This window comes from Pseudomonas sp. B21-017 (assembly GCF_024749245.1).
GTDB lineage: Bacteria > Pseudomonadota > Gammaproteobacteria > Pseudomonadales > Pseudomonadaceae > Aquipseudomonas.
In genome coordinates, this window is sequence record NZ_CP087194.1 from 1614057 (window position 1) to 1633548 (window position 19492).

Below are 19492 nucleotides of genomic sequence, written 5' to 3' on the forward strand. Positions count from 1 at the left end.
GCCGCTCCGTATAATGCGGGCATCGCCACTGGTATGGATTAACGGATTGCATATGACTGAACAGCGCCCAATTGCGGTCCTGGGAGGCGGAAGTTTTGGTACCGCCGTGGCTAATCTGCTGGCCGAGAACGGGCATCAGGTGCGGCTGTGGATGCGTGACCCCGAGCAGGCCGAGGCCATTCGGGTCAATCGCGAGAACCCGCGTTACCTCAAAGGCATCAAGATTCTTCCGGCGGTGGAGGCGGTCACAGACCTGCAAGCCACGCTGGAAGCCTGCGACCTGTGCTTCGTCGCGTTGCCCTCCAGCGCGCTGCGCTCGGTGCTGGCGCCTTACGCTCAGCTTTTGAGCGGCAAAATGCTGGTGAGCCTGACCAAAGGCATCGAAGCCCATACGTTCAAGCTGATGAGCCAGATTCTTGAAGACATCGCCCCGCAAGCGCGCATCGGCGTGCTGTCGGGACCGAACCTGGCCCGTGAAATCGCCGAGCACGCGCTGACCGCCACGGTGGTTGCCAGCGAAGACGAAGACCTTTGCCAGCAGGTCCAGGCCGCGCTGCATGGCCGGACCTTTCGCGTATACGCCAGCGCCGACCGCTTTGGCGTGGAGCTGGGCGGGGCGCTGAAAAACGTTTACGCCATCATCGCCGGCATGGCGGTGGCGTTGGGCATGGGCGAAAACACCAAGAGCATGCTGATTACCCGGGCACTGGCGGAAATGACCCGCTTCGCGGTCAGTCAGGGTGCCAACCCGATGACGTTCCTGGGGCTGGCGGGCGTCGGCGATTTGATCGTCACCTGCTCATCGCCGAAAAGCCGCAACTATCAGGTCGGGTTTGCCCTCGGCCAGGGCTTGAGCCTGGAGGACGCGGTGACGCGTCTGGGCGAAGTGGCCGAAGGCGTGAATACCCTCAAGGTGCTCAAGGCCAAGGCTCAGGAAGTAGGTGTATATATGCCGCTGGTCGCCGGATTGCACGCGATTCTGTTCGAAGGGCGCACGCTTGATCAGGTGATCGGGTTGTTGATGCGTGGCGAACCGAAAACCGACGTGGACTTTATTTCCCCCAGTGGTTTCTAAGCACTTAACCGATACGAGCAGGGAGCGAGACAGACATGAACGATCCGAAAGTAGAAGAAGGCAAGTACGAATCCATCCTGCTGCGGGTGCTGTGGATGATTGTCTATGTGCTGGTCTGGCAAGTGGCGCAATTGATCCTCGGCGCAGTGGTGCTGGTGCAGCTGATCTATCGTTTGATATATGGCGCACCGAGCGCCAGCCTGATGAATTTCGGCGACAGCCTGAGCCAGTTTCTGGCGCAGATCGGTCGTTTCGGCAGCTTTCACAGCGACCAGAAGCCCTGGCCGTTCGCCGACTGGCCAGCGCCGCGTACACCGGAAGGTGAAGCCCCGCACGTTGTGGCGCCGGCGCCGCATCCGGCCCGAGATGAGGAACCGAAACTATGAAACTCTGGGTATTGCGTCATGGTGAAGCCGAACCTCACGGTACCCGTCCGGACTCCGAGCGGGCCCTGACCGATAAGGGGCGCAAAGAGGTGAAGCGCATCGCGGCCAAATTGAAGGGCAAACACCTGACTGCCATTTATGCCAGCCCTTACCTGCGAGCGCAGGAGACCGCAATGCTGGTGCGTAAGGAGCTGGGTTTTGCACCGGAGATTCGCACCGTCGAATGGCTGACGCCCGACAATAATCCGCAAGCAGTGGCAGAGCAGTTGGTTTCCGTGGATCACGCACTGCTGGTCAGCCACAACCCGCTGGTCGGTAACCTGCTGGGCTATTTGCAGCATGGTCACGTGCAAGACCCGGAGCGGGTCGGCACCGCCGGGCTGGCGGAGCTTGAGGGCGATGAACTGCTGGTCGGGGCGATGAAGCTCAACGGCATCAAAACCCCGTAACCGGCTCCCACAGGACGCTGATTTTTGTGTGAAATAGTCAACCAAGCACTTGCTTGGTTGACTACGCTTGCTCCAGACCAGAAATATGGGAGCAAGTCGTATGTCTGCTGCTTTTCGTTTGCCACTGGACGTCTTCTACGAGCGCGAAGCCCGTCATCCGCGCCAGCGCTTTCTGGTTCAGCCGACAGGGGGTGGCCAGGTCGAGACGCTGACCTGGGCCGACGTCGGTCATCAGGCGCGCTGTGCCGCCCACTGGCTGCGGGCTCGTGAATTGCCGCAAGGCAGCCACATCGCATTGATCTCGAAAAACTGTGCCCACTGGATCATCGCCGACCTGGCAATCTGGATGGCCGGGCATGTCTCGGTGCCGCTGTACCCCAATCTGACCGCCGAATCCGTGGCTCAGGTGCTTGATCATTCTGAAGCTGCACTGGCGTTCATCGGCAAGCTGGATGACTGGCCGGGCATGTCCGTCGGGATTGGGCCTGAGCTGCCGACCATCAGCCTGCCGCTGTGCCCGGTGGGCACTTTCAATTTCAGCTGGGCCGACCTGCAACGCAGCTCACCGATTCAGGACGACCCCAAACCCGCCGCCGATCAACTGGCGACCATCATTTACACCTCTGGCACCACGGGCCAGCCCAAAGGCGTGATGCACAGTTTCGGCACGCTGGGATTTGCCACCACCCATGGCACCCGGTTGTTTAGCCTGAATGAGTCGGATCGCCTGCTGTCCTACCTGCCGCTGTGCCATGTCGCCGAGCGGATGTTCGTCGAGCTGGCAGCGATCTACACCGGGCAAACGGTGTTTTTCGCCGAGAGCCTCGACACCTTCCTCACCGATTTGCAGCGTGCCCGACCGACCGCGCTGTTCGGCGTGCCACGCATCTGGACCAAATTCCAGATGGGCGTGTACGGCAAGATCCCGGCAAAACGCCTCGACTTCCTGCTCGGCCTGCCTTTCATCGGCAAACGGGTAGGGCACAAAGTCCTCGCCGGGCTGGGGCTGGACGCTTTGCGCATCGCCTTGTCCGGCGCGGCGCCAGTGCCGCAGACCTTGTTGGATTGGTATCGAAAACTGGGGCTGGACGTGCTGGAGGTGTACGGCATGACCGAAAGCTGCGGTTACTCCCACATCGGCCTGCCCGGTCAAAACAACCCTGGCTGGATCGGCAAGCCCTGCCCGGAGGTCGAAGTACGGGTTGAGCCATCAGGTGAAGTGCTGGTGCGCAGCGGCGCGACCATGCTCGGCTATTTCAAGGAGCCTTTGAAAACCGCCGAAACCCTCACCGAGGACGGCTTCCTGCGCACCGGTGACAAGGGCGAGGAAGACGCCGAGGGCAACCTGCGCCTGACCGGGCGCCTGAAGGAAATCTTCAAGACCAGCAAAGGCAAATACGTGGCCCCGGCGCCGATCGAGAATCGTCTGGCGGTGCATTCGCGGATCGAACAAGTGTGCGTGGTCGGCGATGGCTTGAGCGCGCCACTGGGGTTGTGCGTGTTGTCGGCGGTCGGTCAGCAGGACGCCAGCGGGACGGCGAGGGCGGGTTTGCATTCAAGCCTGGAACAACTGCTGGAGGAGGTCAACGGCGTCCTCGACCGGCATGAACGCTTGCATCGGCTGGTGGTGGTCAAGGACAGTTGGGCGGTGGAAAACGGCTTCCTGACACCGACCCTGAAGATCAAGCGCAACATGATTGAAGCGGCTTATGGTGCGCGCTTCGAAGAATGGAGCGCGCGCAGCGAGGCGGTGCTGTGGCAGGATTGAGTCACGAACAACACCAACAAAGGAACGCAACGATGAGTCTGTGGCGCACCACTCCCAACATCGAGCAGTTGAACGCTATCCAGAAAAACACCATCGGCGAAGTGCTGGATATTCGCTTCGAAGCCTTCGATGACGAGTCCCTGACCGCGAGCATGGTCATCGACCACCGTACGCACCAGCCTTATGGCTTGCTGCACGGCGGCGCCTCGGTGGTGCTGGCCGAAACCGTTGGCTCGATGGCCAGTTTCCTGTGCATCGACGCCAGCAAGTTTTATTGTGTGGGCCTGGAAATCAACGCCAACCATTTGCGCGGTCTGCGCAGCGGGCGGGTGACGGCGGTGGCCAAGGCGATTCACATTGGGCGCACCACCCATGTCTGGGATATTCGCTTGACCAGTGATGAGGGCAAGGCCAGTTGTGTGTCGCGCCTGACCATGGCGGTGGTGCCGTTGGGGGAGAAACCGCCGGCGCGATGAGTTTCGACCTGTTCTGTGTAGCAGCTGGCGAAGCCTGCGTTCGGCAGCTGCTACAAAGGGGCGGTCTATTCTTCTGCATCCCTATAGCCCTGACCCGACTGTCATCATTCCTGTCAGTTACGGTCATTGCTGTGGGACGCCGTCTTACGGACAATCAACGTCTGTTTTTCGCACATGGATCTGCCGGTATGTCGCAACAGATATTTTTCGCCCACGCCAATGGCTTTCCTTCGGGGACCTACAGCAAGTTGTTCGCGGCGCTGGCGCCCGAGTACCAGGTGGCGCATCTGGAGCAGCACGCCCATGACCCGCGTTTTCCGGCGGACGACAACTGGAGCAATCTGGTGGATGAGCTGATTCATCACCTCCAGCAGCAGCCGGAGCCGGTCTGGGGCGTCGGCCACTCTTTCGGCGGCGTGCTGCACCTTCACGCCGCGTTGCGTTGCCCTGAGTTGTATCGCGGCGTGGTCATGCTCGATTCACCGGTGCTGACCCGCACCGATCAATGGGTGATCCGTGCCGCCAAACGCTTTGGTTTCATCGATCGCCTGACCCCGGCCGGTCGCACGTTGGGACGACGGGAAGAGTTCGCCGATCTGGAAGCGGCCCGCCTGTATTTCGCCGGTAAAACCCTGTTTCGTGGCTTCGACCCGGAATGCTTCGAAGCCTATCTTCAACATGGTTTGCAAAAGGTCGGCGACAAGTTGCGCCTGCGTTTCGACCCGGCCACGGAAATCAGCATCTACCGCGGTGTACCGCACACCAGCCCTGGCCGCGCGCGACAGTTGAAAGTGCCGCTGGCGGTGGTTCGCGGGCACAAGAGCCGCGTGGTGATGCGTCATCACGCCCGATCCGTCGGGCGCATGCCGCTGGGCGAGTCCTTGACCCTGCCCGGTGGCCACATGTTTCCCCTCGAACGTCCACAAGACACGGCCACGCTGCTGAAGAGCCTGTTCAGTCGCTGGGACAGTCGCCGCCAACAGGATTGCGCATGAGCAGCGTTGTTGAAGAAGTTCGCCTGAGCCTGCCGCATATCGAGTTGGCGGCGCACCTGTTCGGTCCCGAGGACGGTTTGCCGGTGATTGCCTTGCATGGCTGGCTGGATAACGCCAACAGCTTTGCCCGGTTGGCGCCGAAGCTCAACGGCTTGCGCATCATCGCGCTGGACATGGCCGGGCACGGTCACTCGGGGCATCGGCCGAACGGCGCCGGTTATGCGCTGTGGGACTACGCCCACGACGTGCTGCAAGTGGCCGAGCAGTTGGGATGGAAACGTTTTGCGCTGCTGGGGCATTCCCTGGGGGCGATCGTCTCGCTGGTGCTGGCCGGGTCGTTGCCGGAGCGGGTGACTCACCTGGCGTTGATCGACGGCATCATTCCTCCTACAGACAAAGGCGAAAACGCCGCCGAGCGCATGGGCATGGCACTGCAAGCGCAGCTGGACCTGCGGGAAAAACGCAAACCGGTCTACAACACCCTCGACCGGGCCATCGAAGCGCGCATGAAAGGCTTGGTGGCGGTCAGTCGCGAAGCTGCTGAACTGCTGGCCCAGCGCGGCTTGATGCCGGTGCCGGGCGGTTATACCTGGCGCACCGACAGCCGCCTGACGCTGCCATCGCCGCTGCGTCTGACCACTGAGCAGGCGATGGCTTTCGTCCAGCGCGTCAGTTGTCCTGCACACCTGGTGGTCGCGGCTGACGGCATGCTCGCCAAACATCCCGAGTTGCTGGAACGTCTACCCTTTAGCCATGAACAGTTGCCTGGCGGCCATCACTTGCACCTCAATGACGAACCCGGTGCCGGTCTTGTCGCAGACTGTTTCAATCGGTTCTTCGCCGTTCCTTGACTTGCGTCGGGCAACTGTCGAGGCTGGGCGGGTTGAAATGGGAGACAACCATGATAGATCTGTACACCGCAGCGACCCCGAATGGCCACAAGGTCTCTATCGTGCTCGAGGAACTCGGCCTGCCCTACACGGTGCATGCCTTGAGTTTCGACAAAAAGGAACAGAAGTCCGAGGAGTTCCTCAAGATCAACCCCAATGGCCGGATTCCGGCGATTGTCGACCGCGCCAATGGCGATTTCGCCGTGTTCGAGTCCGGCGCGATTCTGATTTACCTCGCCGAGATGACCGGCAAACTGCTGCCCCAGGATCCGAAAGGGCGCTCGGTGGTGTTGCAGTGGCTGATGTTCCAGATGGGCGGCATCGGCCCGATGCAGGGCCAGGCCAACGTATTTTTCCGCTACTTCCCGGAAAAGCTCCAGGGCGCCATCGATCGCTATCAACATGAAACCCGACGCTTGTATGAAGTGCTAGACACGCGTCTGCAAACCGTGGAATTCCTGGCGGGCGAGTACAGCATCGCCGATATCGCGACCTTTCCGTGGGTCCGTGGCCATGACTGGTCCGGTGTCTCGGTGGACGGCTTGCCTGCCTTGCAACGCTGGCTGGCCGCCATGGAAGCACGCCCTGCGGTGCAGCGCGGTTTGCGGGTGCCGGAGCGCATCGATGATGCCAGTGTCATCAAGGGTGCCCAGGCCATGTTGATCCGATGAACCTATCCATGCGTTCACTCACTCTGCTGGCGCTGTGCAGTTTCAGTCCCTGGTTATTGGCCGCTGACATTCCTGGCAGTCAGGACCTGCCTATCGTGCCGCGCATAACCGATGCGCAGATCGTCGACTATCGCCCGACGGTGGAACTCGAGCGGATTTACCCGCTGGGTTCGATCCGCAAGATCAGCGGCCAATTGCGTTTCGACGGCCAGGTCACCGCTCGCGGTCAAACCACCTCGGTCACCTACGAATTGCCACCGGAGCACTCCTCCACCGATGCCTTCACCGCCGCCCGCGAAGCCTTGCAGAAGCAGGGCGCCGAGCTGTTGTTCTGGTGTCAGGCCCGGGATTGTGGCGAAAGCAGCCTGTGGGCCAATGAAGTCTTCGGTAACGCCAAGCTCTATGGCGCCGATAATCAGCAGGCTTATTTGCTGCTGCGTCTGGCGGCCCCCCAAGAAAACACCCTGGTGGCGCTTTACAGCATCACTCGCGGTAATCGCAGGGCTTATCTGCACGTCGAACAGTTCGATGCCTCGGCGCCGTTGGGTGATTTGCTGCCGACGTCCGCGACGTTGCTGCGCCAGCTCAAAAGCACCGGGAAACTCGATTTCCCCAAACTCGACGGCGACCCTGACGACACCTGGCTGCGTTTGATTTCCCGAGGCCTGAACCTGGACACCACACTGCGAGTCAGCGTTTCCGGGCCCAGTGCCGAAGCCTGGCGCCAGGCGTTGATCGGCCAGGGCGTGCGCACGGCGCGGATGGAAACCGGCAGCGTCGAAGGCTCTGGCCTGCACTTCGAACTGTTGCGATAAGCTTCATTTGGCGAATGCGTTCTGCGCATTCGCCAATTCTTTGCGGACTGACTTTTTTCGGGATCTTACATGGTCAATAACGATCGGCTGTTGGTGCAGATCCTGCTGCTGGTGCTGTTTGGCGCGAGTTTATGGGTAATGGCGCCGTTCTGGTCGGCGCTGTTCTGGGGGGCGGTGCTGGCGTTTGCCAGTTGGCCGTTGATGCGTCTGTTGACCCGTTGGCTCAATGGTCGTGAATCCCTGGCGGCGCTGTTACTGACGCTTGGCTGGATGCTGCTGGTGGCGGTGCCGCTGGTGTGGCTGGGGTTCAACCTGGCGGATCACGTGCGCGATGCCACGGCGTTCATCAAGGATGTGCAGGTCGATGGTCTGCCTGAAGCGCCGGCCTGGGTTGGCGGTATTCCTTTGGTCGGCGAGCGGCTGGTGGGGATCTGGAACAGCATCGATCAGCAAGGTGCGGCGATGATGCTGGCGATCAAGCCATATCTGGGTCAGGTCGGTAACTGGTTGCTGGCACGCAGTGCGCAGATTGGCGGCGGGATCCTCGAGTTGACGCTGAGTATCGTGTTTGTGTTCTTTTTCTACCGGGACGGGCCGCGTTTGGCGGTGTTTGTCCATGGGTTGCTGGAGCGGCTGATTGGCGACCGCGCCGGGTATTACATCGAACTGGTGGCGGGCACCGTGCAACGGGTGGTCAACGGGGTGATCGGTACAGCGGCGGCGCAGGCGGTGCTGGCGTTGATCGGCTTCCTGATTGCCGGCGTGCCTGGGGCGCTGGTGCTGGGGATCGTGACGTTCTTGCTGAGCCTGATTCCGATGGGGCCGCCGTTGGTGTGGATTCCGGCCACGGCGTGGCTGGCCTGGAAGGGTGAGTACGGAATGGCAGTGTTCCTCGGGATCTGGGGCACGTTCATTATCAGCGGGGTCGACAACGTGCTTAAGCCGTACCTGATCAGCCGGGGCGGGAATTTGCCGTTGGTGATTGTGCTGCTCGGGGTGTTTGGCGGGTTGATTGCGTTCGGGTTTATCGGCCTGTTCATTGGCCCGACGTTGTTGGCAGTGGCTTACAGCCTGTTGACCGATTGGAGCAAGAGCCAGGCTCGGGTTGAAGATCGCCGGCCCTAAGTTTTTTGTTGGGTCTTAGGGCCGCGAAGTTTTTTGACTCAGGTCGCCACGTTCAGGTGTTTGCCCACGGTCGCCACGTTGTCGAGCGAGTACTGCTTGCTCAGGTTGGCGATCATTTTGTTCAGGGCTTCGGTCACGTTGAACTGATGGGTGGAGCTGTCGGAGTTCTGCTCGCGGCCGGCTTGCAGGACGGCTTTCAGTTCATCGTTGCTGACGCCACCGCTGCTGTCGCTATCGAGTACTTTGAGCAACGCGGCGCTGGTGTCGGTGGCGGTCGATGAAGTGCTGTCGCTCGCCTGCAACGCGCTGCTCAGTTCCGTGGCCGTGACGCTGCCATCGCTGTCGGTATCGAGTTGGCTGAACAGCTCTTCGCTGGACATCTGCTGAGGTGGCGGTGGCGGCGGGGTCAGGCTGGCGGCGAGTTCGTCCTGGCTGACAGTGCCGTCTTCATTCTTGTCCAGGGCCGAGAAGATTTTCGAGCTGTCGGCCGTGCTGCCGGCACTGGTCAGGCCATTGCTCAGCTCATCGCTGTTGATGGCGCCGTCGCCGTCTTTGTCCAAAGCGCTGATCAGCGCATCGGCCAGCTCGGTGTTCGGTGCCTGATCGTGCGGCGGTGGCGTCGGAGGGGCCATCGCGGCCATCTCTTCGCTGCTCAGGCTGCCGCTTTTGTCGCTGTCCAGATCGCTGAAGTTCTTGCTCAGGCTGACCAGCAGACCATCGTCGTTTTTCTGCGACAGGGCGCTCTTGAGCTCATCCTGATCCACCGCACCGTCGCTGTTGTTGTCTAGTTTGGCGAGCAGTTCTTTCTGGAATTGCTGGCTACGGGCGCTGTTGGTGGCGGTACTGTTGGTGCTGGTATAGCTCGTGTAGCTGCTGACACTACCGATCATTGTGCTCACTCCTTGGAATGGGAAACCGGTGGGTGCACCGGCTTATGCAGCCTCAAGGGGCAAGTTGTCGTGGGTATGTGGGATTTGTACCGATGGGTACACACAACTTATCCAGTCAGACCCGGATCCTGTGGGTGCGGGCTTAGACGCGGGGCAGGCGGATGACGGCGGTCAGACCACCGCCGGGCGTTTCTTCCAGGCTCAACTGCCCGCCCAAACGCTCCGCGGCTTCCCGGGCGATGGTCATGCCCAGGCCGACGCCGCCGGAGTTGCGATTACGCGAACCTTCCAGGCGAAAGAACGGTTCAAACACCGCTTCACGTTTTTCCGCCGCGATACCCGGGCCATGGTCAATGACCCGGATCACCAGTTGTTCGCGACTGTCCTCAAGCGTGATCAGCGCGTCCCCGGCATAACGCAAGGCGTTGTCCAGCAGGTTGTTGATGCACGAGCGCAAAGCCATCGGTTGAACCTGCAGCGGGGCACAATGGCCGCGGGCCTGGACGTCGGCGCCCTGGTCCTGGGCGTTTTCGCTCAGGGACTCCACCAGCGCTTGCACGTCCATCCATTGTGGCGCCTCACTGGTGCGCTGTTCGTGCAGGTAGGTGAGGGTGGAATCGAGCATGCCGATCATGTCGTCCAGGTCCTGACGCATCTGGCCTTGCAGCTTCTCATCGTCGATCTGTTCCAGCCGCAGCTTGAGCCGCGACAGCGGTGTGCGCAGGTCATGGGACACCGCGCCGAGCATGCGCGAACGTTGCTGCATTTGTTCAAGAATGCGTTTCTGCATCAGGTTGAAAGTGTGCGCCGCTTGCCGCGCTTCCCGTGGGCCGGACTCATCCAGCGGCGGACTGTCGAGATTTTCACTCAGGCGCTCGGCGGCGTCGCTCAGGCGTTGAATCGGGCGGGTCAATAGCTTGGCGCCGTACCAGGCGGCGATGATCAGCGAGACAAACTGAAAGGTCAGTGGCACCAGCGGCCCGCCGAACCATGGCCGCGGTGGTCGATTGCCGAAACGCGGGTCCATTGGTGGGGGAGGGCCGTCGAAGCGCTCGGAAAAACCCGGTGGCGGTGGGGGAGGCGGGGGCGGCCCGTAATGTTTGAACCATAAAAAAGCTAACAAGTGCGCCAGTACGATCGCCACCAACAGCACGCCGAACAGGCGGCCGAACAGCGTATCGAAGCGCGCACGCATCAGCTGATGTCTCGTGCGTCGAACAGATAACCCTCACCGCGAACGGTCTTGATCAACTGCGGGGCTTTCGGGTCGTCGCCCAGTTTCTGGCGCAGGCGCGACACCAACAGATCGATGCTGCGATCAAACGCTTCGATCGAGCGACCGCGCGCCGCGTCCAGCAGTTGTTCGCGGCTGAGCACCCGGCGCGGCCGTTCGATGAACACCCAAAGCAAACGGAATTCGGCGTTGGACAGCGGCACCACCAGGCCATCGGCGGCGATCAACTGGCGCAACACGCTGTTCAATCGCCAGTTGTCGAAGCGAATATTCGCACGCTGTTCAGTACGGTCGTCGCGCACCCGACGCAGAATGGTCTGAATCCGCGCAACCAGTTCCCGCGGCTCGAACGGCTTGGCCATGTAGTCGTCGGCGCCCAGCTCCAGGCCGATGATCCGGTCGGTGGGTTCGCAGCGGGCGGTGAGCATCAGAATCGGGATGTCCGATTCGGCGCGCAGCCAGCGGCACAGCGACAAACCATCTTCACCCGGCAGCATCAGATCGAGCACCACCACATCGAAATGCTCGGCTTGCAGCGCCTGACGCATGGCGGCGCCATCAGAGACGCCGCTGGCGTGGATATTGAAACGGGCCAGGTAGTCGATCATCAGTTCGCGGATCGGAACGTCATCGTCGACGATCAGGGCGCGAATGCTCCAGCGTTTGTCATCGGCCGGCGCTCTTTGATCGTCGTTCAGAGGTGCTGGGGAATTGTGCATGCGTGCGTTCATCTGCCAGGTAGGCTGCCAACCACAAAGATAGGCTGCGAGGTTGTGGCTTCAGCATAGGCGTCCGGCCGTGAGGCGGGAAGTGCTGTAGGACTTGTTGCGGCTGACGAGGGTAGCGTTGAAGGGTGTTGTGGGCGTGTCGTGTGTGTATCGGGGTCGACACAATTGCCGCAGCAGCTAGTCTTGCCTGAGCCGCGACGACGAATTACCGATCATCGGGTCCCGCAGCGGCGCTGGTTCCGCTACAATGCGCGCCGATTTCGACTTGCCTGAGAGCCCACTCATGTCCGCCTGCCAGACGCCTATCATCGTCGCCCTGGATTTCCCCACCCGTGACGCCGCACTGAAGCTGGCCGATCAACTGGACCCGAAACTGTGCCGGGTCAAAGTCGGTAAAGAACTGTTTACCAGTTGCGCTTCGGAAATCGTCGGCACCTTGCGCGACAAGGGTTTCGAAGTGTTCCTGGACCTCAAGTTCCACGACATTCCGAACACCACCGCCATGGCCGTCAAGGCGGCTGCGGAAATGGGCGTATGGATGGTCAATGTGCACTGCTCCGGCGGCCTGCGCATGATGGCCGCCTGCCGCGAAGTGCTCGATCAGCGCAGCGGCCCGAAACCGCTGTTGATCGGCGTGACCGTGCTGACCAGCATGGAGCGTGAGGATCTGGCGGGTATTGGCCTGGACATCGAGCCGCAGGAGCAGGTGCTGCGCCTGGCCGCGCTGGCGGAAAAGGCCGGGATGGACGGTCTGGTCTGCTCGGCCCAGGAAGCCCAGGCCTTGAAAGCCGCCCACCCGTCGTTGCAACTGGTGACGCCGGGGATTCGTCCGGCGGGCAGTGCCCTGGACGATCAGCGCCGCATCCTGACGCCGCGTCAGGCGCTGGATGCCGGTTCCGATTACCTGGTGATCGGCCGTCCGATCAGCCAGGCGGCGGATCCGGCCAAGGCGTTGGCGGCGGTCTTCGCAGAAATCGCTTAAGCGCCGATTCGCGGGCAAGTCGGATCGCCGCACCGCTCGCTCCTGTAGGAGCGAGCGGTGCGGCGATCCGACTTGCCCGCGAAGCTTTTATACCTTCAACACCAACTTCCCGAAATTCTCGCCGCTGAACAACTTCATCAGCGTCTCCGGGAATGTTTCCAGTCCCTCGACGATGTCTTCCTTGCTCTTGAGCTGCCCCTTGGCCATCCAGCCGGCCATTTCCTGCCCGGCAGCGGCGAACTGTGCGGCGTAATCCATCACCACGAAGCCTTCCATCCGCGCGCGGTTGACCAGCAACGCCAGGTAGTTGGCCGGGCCTTTGACTGCTTCCTTGTTGTTGTACTGGCTGATGGCACCGCAAATCACCACCCGTGCTTTCATGTTAAGGCGGCTCAGCACGGCGTCGAGAATATCGCCGCCGACGTTATCGAAATACACGTCGACGCCTTTCGGGCATTCACGCTTGAGGCCGGCGATCACGTCTTCGTTCTTGTAATCGATGGCACCGTCAAAACCCAGCTCATCGATCAGGAACTTGCACTTGTCCGCGCCGCCGGCGATGCCGACCACCCGGCAACCTTTGATCTTGGCGATTTGCCCGGCGATGCTGCCCACCGCACCGGCCGCGCCCGACAACACCACGGTGTCGCCGGCTTTCGGCGCGCCGACATCGAGCAGGGCGAAGTAGGCGGTCATTCCGGTCATGCCCAGCGCGGATAAATAACGCGGCAGCGGCGCCAGTTTCGGATCGACCTTGTAGAAACCTCGCGGCTCGCCAAGGAAGTAATCCTGCACACCCAAGGCACCGTTGACGTAGTCCCCCACGGCAAAGCCCGGATTGTTCGAGGCGATGACTTTGCCTACGCCCAATGCACGCATCACTTCACCAATGCCGACCGGCGGGATGTAGGACTTGCCCTCGTTCATCCAGCCACGCATGGCCGGGTCCAGGGACAGGTATTCGTTTTTGACCAGGATCTGACCTGCTGCAGGCTCACCGACTGGTACTTCTTGATAGGTGAACGTCTCGCGGGTAGCTGGCCCCACGGGACGTTTGGCGAGCAGGAACTGGCGATTGGTCTGGGTAGTCATGACAGGCACTCAAGATGAATGAAGCCTTGTTGATAGACCTTCATGGACGATGCTGCAAGGTTGGCTGACACGGCGAATGCACATCGATCCAGTGCAGTGATAGTCAGGGCGGCAGTTCCATCACTGCCACTCATGGGCGCCCAACCGGCCTTCTGATAGTGCTGCCGTGTCACAAGGCGCTGTGGCTAACTGAAAACACGTGACTCCCCACATTCTTCTCTTCGAGGACATAACAATGAGCATGACGTTTTCCGGCCAGGTCGCCGTTGTGACGGGCGCGGCCAATGGGATTGGCCGCGCAACCGCTTTGGCGTTCGCCGCCGAAGGGTTGAAAGTGGTGGTGGCCGATCTGGACGTGGCCGGTGGTGAAGGCACTGTGGCGCTGATTCGCGCTGCCGGCGGTGACGCGACCTTCGTGCGCTGCAATGTCACTGTGGAAAGCGATGTAAAAAATCTGATGGACGAGGTCGTGAATGCCTACGGCCGTCTCGACTATGCCTTCAACAATGCTGGCATCGAAATCGAGAAAGGCAAACTGGCCGAGGGCACGCTCGATGAGTTCGACGCGATCATGGGCGTCAACGTCAAAGGCGTCTGGCTGTGCATGAAGTACCAGTTGCCATTGCTGCTGGCCCAAGGTGGCGGCGCGATCGTCAATACCGCTTCGGTCGCCGGTCTGGGGGCTGCGCCGAAGATGAGCATCTACGCCGCCTCGAAACATGCGGTGATCGGCCTGACCAAATCGGCGGCGATCGAATACGCCAAGAAAAAGATTCGCGTGAATGCGGTGTGCCCGGCGGTGATCGACACCGACATGTTCCGTCGTGCCTATGAAGCGGACCCGAAGAAGGGCGAGTTCGCCAATGCCATGCACCCTGTCGGACGTATCGGCAAGGTCGAGGAGATTGCCAGCGCGGTGCTGTACCTGTGCAGCGACGGCGCGGCGTTCACCACCGGTCATTCGCTGGCGGTGGATGGTGGGGTTACGGCGTTTTAATCAGGCGTTTCGATATACCTGCTTTGTGGCGAGGGAGCTTGCTCACGCTGGGCTGCGTAGCGGCCCCAAAAATCTGACAACCATTGCCGGTTTTTGTGAGTGCTACGCACTCAAGCGGGAGCAAGCTCCCTCGCCACAGGTTTCTCAGCATTACGCACACTGCCATCGGTTCCGTGAAAACACCGGGCATTGTGTTTCAAATGGTTAGAACCGACGGTTTTGGCGGTTTTGTCGCACATCTTGTCGAGCGCTCCTGTGATTAACTGTTTTCCGCAAAACAGACAGGAGTTTGCTTGCTCATGGAGTTGAGAATCGATCGACAGGCATTGGTGCCGGTCGTGCAGCAAATCGTCGACGCGATGGCCGACTGGCTTCATCGTGGCGAGGTGTCGCCGGGGACACGTTTGCCTTCCGTGCGGCAAATCGCGCGGATCAATCTGCTCAGCCAATCCAGTGTTGTCGAGGCCTGTGAACGGTTAGTGGCCCAAGGTGTGCTGGCCACGCGTAGCGGGGCGGGTTTCTTTGTCGCGGCAACGGCGCTTGCCGCTCACGGGCAACGGGATTTTTCCTGGTTCGAGGGGGTTGAGCAGCAGAGTGGCGTCGCGGGCGATCTGAAGCTGGGTTGCGGCGGATTACCCGAAAGCTGGCGCGAGACTGACGACCTGAGCTATGCCATACGCCAGGTCAGCCGCACCGATATGGCCGGTTTGTTCAACTACAGCACACCGCTGGGCCTGCTTGCCCTGCGCCAACAGATCCTCAAACGACTGAAGCAGCTGGATATCGCGGTGGATGAAAGTCGAATCCTCACCACGGCGGGTGCCAGTCATGGGCTCGACCTGATCGTGCGCACGTTGTTCAAGCCGGGCGATTGCGTGGTGGTGGAGAACCCCGGTTATTCGATGCTGTTCGATTTGCTCAGGCTGCACGGGGTCAGCATGATCGAAGTCCCACGAACGCCTCACGGACCCGACACCGAAGCACTCCAGGCACTGTTGCTGAAATACAAACCCCGTGGCTTGTTCATCAACAGCTTTTATCACAACCCCACCGGCAGCAGTTTGACCTTGGGCGTGGCTCGGCAGGTAATGCAGCTGGCCAGAAAGCATGGCGTACTGGTGATCGAAGACGACGTCTATGCGGATTTGTACCGCGGTCCCGGGACGCGTCTTGCGGCACTGGGTATCGATGACAACGTGATCTACGTCGGCAGCTACTCCAAAACCCTCAGCAGTTCGTTGCGGGTCGGCTTTGTCGTGGCGGGTGCCGACGTCATTGCGCGACTGGCCGAGGTCAAGATGATCAGCAGCATGGGTGCTTCACGGTTCAGCGAATCGGTGCTGGCTTCTTTATTGGCCAGTGGTGCCTATCGCAAATTGGTGCAGCGTCAGCGCCAGCGTTTAAGCACCGACAGGGACGCGGCCTTGCAGGTGCTTGAAGACGCGGAATGGGAGGTTTTCGGCAAACCCGCAGGTGGCCTGTTCATCTGGGCGCGATCGCGCAAGGCCGACGCCGTTCAGGTGCAGGTTCAGGCGCGACGCTTCGGCATCCGTCTGTCATGCGCAACGGCATTCAGCCCCACCGGCGAGGCTCATGACTGGCAGCGCATCAACGTTGCCTATGCCTGTGATCCTCGTGCTCGGGCATTTTTTCAGGCTACCGCCAGGGTCTGTTGACGTTTGGTGGCGAGCCGCGTTGCGATGCCAGCGTGCGCGAGGCAAGGCGCGGGATGCCGCCAATGGTTGTTCCCTTGGCAAATCCCGCAACGCAGCCTCGCGCACGTTGGCGCGCAACCCGAAGGGACGGAGCCAACGTTGCGCAGGGCTGCGTTGCTCGGAACTTATTTGGAACAACCAAACCACGTTCCTCGCGCCTTGCCCTGCGCAACGTTGGCATCCGTCGCGGTCGTCACCAAACGTCAACAGACCCTGAGGATCGACCTCAAGCGTTCTGAAAACGACGCTGGCGTAGCTTTTGGCCATTATTCCGACGCCAGAGACTTGTGTTGGCACAAGCCCGTTGCGAATCTGCATCGACAGATAATGGCAGGGGACTAAGCGCAATGATTTCGGCCGTGCAAGGACGTTTTGCCAACCTCGGTATGGCGAAAAAACTGGGTGTCGGGTTTGTACTGGTGCTGCTGTTGACAGCCCTGGTGGCGGCCATTGGCGTATGGTCCCTGCAAACCATCAGTCATCGCTTCGACGGGCTCAAGCAGATGTCGTCGCTCAACAGCGGTTTGCTCAAGGTGCGTCTGCTTGAGCAGGACTACGTCTTGCGCGGCGACCCGAAAACCGTGGAAGCCTTGCACGCGGGGGTGGACGCGTTGATCGCGCTGGCGACCGAGCTCAAGGCTCAGTCCGCAGCCAACGTGCCGGTCATGAATGACGTCGAACAGTCTCTGGGGGCTTATCGCAAAGCCTTTGACGAGTTCGTCTCGCTGAGTCAGGCCAAGGACCTGGCGCTGGAAATGGCCAGTTGGTCGGTGTCCAGTGTGGCCAATAACCTGGATGTGCTGCAGTCCGGGCTTAGCGATGATGGCGCCTATGCCTTGAAGGAGTCCGAGGGCAAGGACGGTGCGCAATTCATCGAGCAGGCGAATCAGGTCAGCCAGGTCTCGCGACTGATGTTGCAGGCCATGAACGAAGCGCACGTACGTCTGGATCAGAGCCGCAAGGGCGACGACAGTGCCGGGCAGGGCAAGATCGAGCAAGCCGACCAGGCGCTGGCCCAGGCCGAACAGTTGAAAGCTACCGTAAAGGATGAGGGTTACCAGACGGTCCTCAATGAAGTGTCGGGTCATATCGGCAGTTTCACTGAAAAACTCGCCGAGTACACCGGCCTGTTGGCGCAGGAAAAGACTGTCTCCGAGCAACTCCACCAGCGCGCCGCGCAAGTGGTAGAGCGGGTGGATCAGGCTTACGTTGCCGAAGACCGGTCGATGCAGGCAGAGCTGAAAAAGAACTCGCTGTTGATCATCGGCTCCTCGGCACTGGCCTTGCTGGTCGGGCTGATTGCCGCGTGGGTGATTACCCGGTTGATCGTCGCACCGCTGCGCAGCGTGATCCGTGTCGCCCAGCAGATCGCCGCGGGCGATTTGAGCGCGACGATTGAGGTGACCCGCCGTGACGAGATCGGCCAGTTGATGCAAGCCATGCAGCAAATGGGCGCTGGGCTCAGCAGCATTGTCAGTGGTTTGCAGGCCGGTATCGAACAGCTGGCAAGCTCTGCGCAATCGCTGTCGGCGGTGACCGAGCAGACCAACCTTGAAGTCAGCAGCCAGAAAGAAGAAACCGAGCAGGTCGCCACTGCGATGAACCAGATGACCGCCACGGTGCACGATGTGGCACGTAATGCGGAGGAGGCCGCCCAGGCGGCGCAGACTGCCGATGGCAAGGTCGAAAGCGGTCAGCAGGTGGTGCGTCAGAGCATGGCGCGAATTGAGCAACTGGCGGACTCGGCCACCTCGGCCAGCTCCAGCATCGAAAGCCTCAGTGCAGAAATCCAGAACATCGGCACGGTGCTCAGCGTGATCAAAAGCGTTGCCGAGCAGACCAACCTGTTGGCGCTCAATGCGGCCATCGAGGCGGCGCGGGCCGGCGAGCAGGGCAGGGGATTTGCGGTGGTGGCCGATGAGGTCCGGGCGCTGGCCAGGCGAACCCAGCAATCGACCGAGGAAATCGAACGCCTGGTCAGTGCCTTGCGCTCGGCGGCGCAGTCGTCAGTGCAGCAGATTCAGAGCAGTGGCGAGTTGGTGAAGCTGGCGGTGAGCGATGCGTTGCAGACCGAAAGTGCATTGGGGAGTATTGCGGCGGCGGTGTCGCTGATTCAGCAGATGAACCAGCAGATTGCAGCGGCTGCGGAGGAGCAGAGCTCGGTGGCCGAGGAGATCAATCGCAGTGTCACGAGCATTCGCGCCAGTGCGGATCAGTCTTCATTGGCGATGCAGGGCAATGCGGCGTCGAGTATTGAACTGGCGCAGTTGGGGAGTGAGTTGAGGGGGATGGTGGGGCATTTCAAGCTGTAGCAGCTGCCGAAGGCTCGGGCTGTGTCCGGATGATCTATTGACTCTGGCGGGCATCAATCCCAACGCAAAAAAAAAGCCACCTGACCCGGTGGCTTTTCAGCATTTGCATGATCAGTCGTAGATCACTTTCTTCTTCCAGTCGGCATCAGCCTCGACGTCTTTGAGCCCTTCAGTCAGTTGGTTCACTTCGCCTTCAACCGGGGCGATCTTGTCCATGACCTGGTCGTTGGCGCGGGCCAGGAGTTTTTCCAGGTACTCGAGTTGTTCGCTGTAGACCTGGGGCTCCGGCTGTTTGCGCAGGTATTGCACGCCGCGTTCGAAGGCCAGTCGGGCCTGACCTGGCTGGTTCTGTTGCAGGGAATGCTGACCAAGGTTGTTGAAGAATTCGATGTGCAGCAGGACCAGGATGTGGCGGACCTCGCGGATCCAGTGCTTGGCTTCGTTGGTCGGCAGGTAGCCGTCCTGTGCGGCACGGGTGATCTGGCCATGCAGGGCTTCGAGCAGGAAGCGCACGTCTTTGGCCTTGGCTTCGGTCTGGATCGGTGCCGGCGGGTTGTTGACCGGGATCGATTCGCCTTGGGCAACCAAGGCACTCAGCTCGGTAATCCGTGGCTTGAGCGTGGGGCTGGTTTTTTCCAGGTTGAGCAGGCGCTGGCAGACGTTCAGTTCCAGACGGGTCAATAGCAACTTGAGCGCGGGTGTCATGAACTGACCGGGAAAGGTCTCGGTGATTTCGCCGCAGCGACGCAGGCGGTCGTTGAGTTCAACCTTGGTGCGGGCTTTTTCCAGCTTATTGTTTTCCACCACATGGTTCATGTAGCCAATGGCGATCAATAGTGCGATCCCGGCTACGACTAGCAGGGTGATCATGAGTGGTGTCACCGGTAAGACC

19 protein-coding genes and 1 pseudogene are annotated in these 19492 nt (G+C 60.8%); 15 read left to right on the plus strand and 5 right to left on the minus strand.

The window, feature by feature from the left end; translation table 11 throughout:
* The first annotated feature begins 52 nt into the window (after positions 1 to 52).
* The 10 genes from LOY28_RS07070 to LOY28_RS07115 all read left to right on the plus strand — a co-directional run bounded on the left by LOY28_RS07070 (position 53) and on the right by LOY28_RS07115 (position 8650).
* Positions 53 to 1075, plus strand: a complete 1023-nt coding sequence (locus LOY28_RS07070; protein ID WP_018926281.1) for an NAD(P)H-dependent glycerol-3-phosphate dehydrogenase — start codon at positions 53 to 55, stop codon at positions 1073 to 1075.
* A gap of 35 nt (positions 1076 to 1110) precedes the next feature.
* The gene (locus LOY28_RS07075) at positions 1111 to 1461 is read left to right on the plus strand and encodes a DUF4389 domain-containing protein (protein WP_018926280.1); all 351 of its coding nucleotides are present in this window, start codon (positions 1111 to 1113) and stop codon (positions 1459 to 1461) included.
* The gene (sixA, locus tag LOY28_RS07080) at positions 1458 to 1910 is read left to right on the plus strand and encodes a phosphohistidine phosphatase SixA (protein ID WP_018926279.1); all 453 of its coding nucleotides are present in this window, start codon (positions 1458 to 1460) and stop codon (positions 1908 to 1910) included. Before LOY28_RS07075 ends, sixA begins: the two co-directional genes overlap by 4 nt.
* A gap of 100 nt (positions 1911 to 2010) precedes the next feature.
* Positions 2011 to 3678: an AMP-binding protein gene (locus LOY28_RS07085; protein ID WP_018926278.1), complete on the plus strand. Its 1668-nt coding sequence runs from the start codon at positions 2011 to 2013 to the stop codon at positions 3676 to 3678.
* A 32-nt stretch (positions 3679 to 3710) separates the two neighbouring features.
* Complete coding sequence (locus LOY28_RS07090) at positions 3711 to 4154, plus strand: hotdog fold thioesterase (RefSeq protein ID WP_018926277.1); 444 nt, start codon at positions 3711 to 3713, stop codon at positions 4152 to 4154.
* Positions 4155 to 4342: 188 nt separating this feature from the next.
* Positions 4343 to 5149, plus strand: coding sequence for an alpha/beta fold hydrolase (locus LOY28_RS07095; protein ID WP_018926276.1), 807 nt, complete (start codon positions 4343 to 4345; stop codon positions 5147 to 5149).
* A complete protein-coding gene (locus tag LOY28_RS07100) occupies positions 5146 to 6000 on the plus strand; it encodes an alpha/beta hydrolase (RefSeq protein WP_018926275.1) in 855 nt (284 codons plus the stop codon). The genes LOY28_RS07095 and LOY28_RS07100 overlap by 4 nt, the downstream gene beginning before the upstream one ends.
* A gap of 50 nt (positions 6001 to 6050) precedes the next feature.
* The gene (locus tag LOY28_RS07105; protein WP_018926274.1) at positions 6051 to 6710 is read left to right on the plus strand and encodes a glutathione S-transferase family protein; all 660 of its coding nucleotides are present in this window, start codon (positions 6051 to 6053) and stop codon (positions 6708 to 6710) included.
* Between the two features lie 8 nt (positions 6711 to 6718).
* Complete coding sequence (locus LOY28_RS07110) at positions 6719 to 7525, plus strand: DUF4892 domain-containing protein (RefSeq protein WP_018926273.1); 807 nt, start codon at positions 6719 to 6721, stop codon at positions 7523 to 7525.
* 69 nt (positions 7526 to 7594) lie between these two features.
* Complete coding sequence (locus LOY28_RS07115; protein WP_018926272.1) at positions 7595 to 8650, plus strand: AI-2E family transporter; 1056 nt, start codon at positions 7595 to 7597, stop codon at positions 8648 to 8650.
* Positions 8651 to 8688: 38 nt separating this feature from the next.
* Here the strand turns inward: LOY28_RS07115 and xopAW are convergent, their stop codons facing one another.
* The 3 genes from xopAW to LOY28_RS07130 form a co-directional block, all read right to left on the minus strand.
* The gene (gene xopAW / locus LOY28_RS07120; protein ID WP_018926271.1) at positions 8689 to 9540 is read right to left on the minus strand and encodes a XopAW family type III secretion system calcium-binding effector; all 852 of its coding nucleotides are present in this window, start codon (positions 9538 to 9540) and stop codon (positions 8689 to 8691) included.
* Between the two features lie 142 nt (positions 9541 to 9682).
* Positions 9683 to 10735, minus strand: coding sequence for a HAMP domain-containing sensor histidine kinase (locus LOY28_RS07125; RefSeq protein ID WP_018926270.1), 1053 nt, complete (start codon positions 10733 to 10735; stop codon positions 9683 to 9685).
* A complete protein-coding gene (locus tag LOY28_RS07130) occupies positions 10735 to 11493 on the minus strand; it encodes a response regulator (protein ID WP_018926269.1) in 759 nt (252 codons plus the stop codon). The genes LOY28_RS07125 and LOY28_RS07130 overlap by 1 nt, the downstream gene beginning before the upstream one ends.
* A gap of 292 nt (positions 11494 to 11785) precedes the next feature.
* Here LOY28_RS07130 and pyrF point away from each other — a divergent pair, with 292 nt between their 5' ends.
* On the plus strand, positions 11786 to 12484 hold the full coding sequence (gene pyrF / locus LOY28_RS07135) for an orotidine-5'-phosphate decarboxylase (protein WP_258613271.1): 699 nt from the start codon (positions 11786 to 11788) through the stop codon (positions 12482 to 12484).
* Positions 12485 to 12571: 87 nt separating this feature from the next.
* Here pyrF and LOY28_RS07140 read toward each other — a convergent pair whose 3' ends face one another.
* A complete protein-coding gene (locus tag LOY28_RS07140; RefSeq protein WP_018926267.1) occupies positions 12572 to 13576 on the minus strand; it encodes an NADP-dependent oxidoreductase in 1005 nt (334 codons plus the stop codon).
* 235 nt (positions 13577 to 13811) lie between these two features.
* Between LOY28_RS07140 and LOY28_RS07145 the strand changes: the two genes are divergently transcribed.
* From LOY28_RS07145 to LOY28_RS30055, 4 genes and pseudogenes are all read left to right on the plus strand, one after another.
* Positions 13812 to 14573, plus strand: coding sequence for an SDR family oxidoreductase (locus LOY28_RS07145; protein WP_064616537.1), 762 nt, complete (start codon positions 13812 to 13814; stop codon positions 14571 to 14573).
* 299 nt (positions 14574 to 14872) lie between these two features.
* Complete coding sequence (locus LOY28_RS07150; RefSeq protein ID WP_111455156.1) at positions 14873 to 16249, plus strand: PLP-dependent aminotransferase family protein; 1377 nt, start codon at positions 14873 to 14875, stop codon at positions 16247 to 16249.
* Positions 16250 to 16674: 425 nt separating this feature from the next.
* Positions 16675 to 17739, plus strand: a pseudogene (locus tag LOY28_RS30050) (HAMP domain-containing protein); the annotation flags it as partial.
* Entirely contained in the window at positions 17737 to 18600 is an 864-nt protein-coding gene (locus tag LOY28_RS30055; protein ID WP_370741109.1) for a methyl-accepting chemotaxis protein, read from the plus strand. The pseudogene LOY28_RS30050 and the gene LOY28_RS30055, both read left to right, overlap by 3 nt.
* A 111-nt stretch (positions 18601 to 18711) precedes the next feature.
* Here the strand turns inward: LOY28_RS30055 and LOY28_RS07160 are convergent, their stop codons facing one another.
* Positions 18712 to 19470: a hypothetical protein gene (locus tag LOY28_RS07160; RefSeq protein ID WP_064616541.1), complete on the minus strand. Its 759-nt coding sequence runs from the start codon at positions 19468 to 19470 to the stop codon at positions 18712 to 18714.
* Between the last annotated feature and the right edge of the window lie 22 nt (positions 19471 to 19492).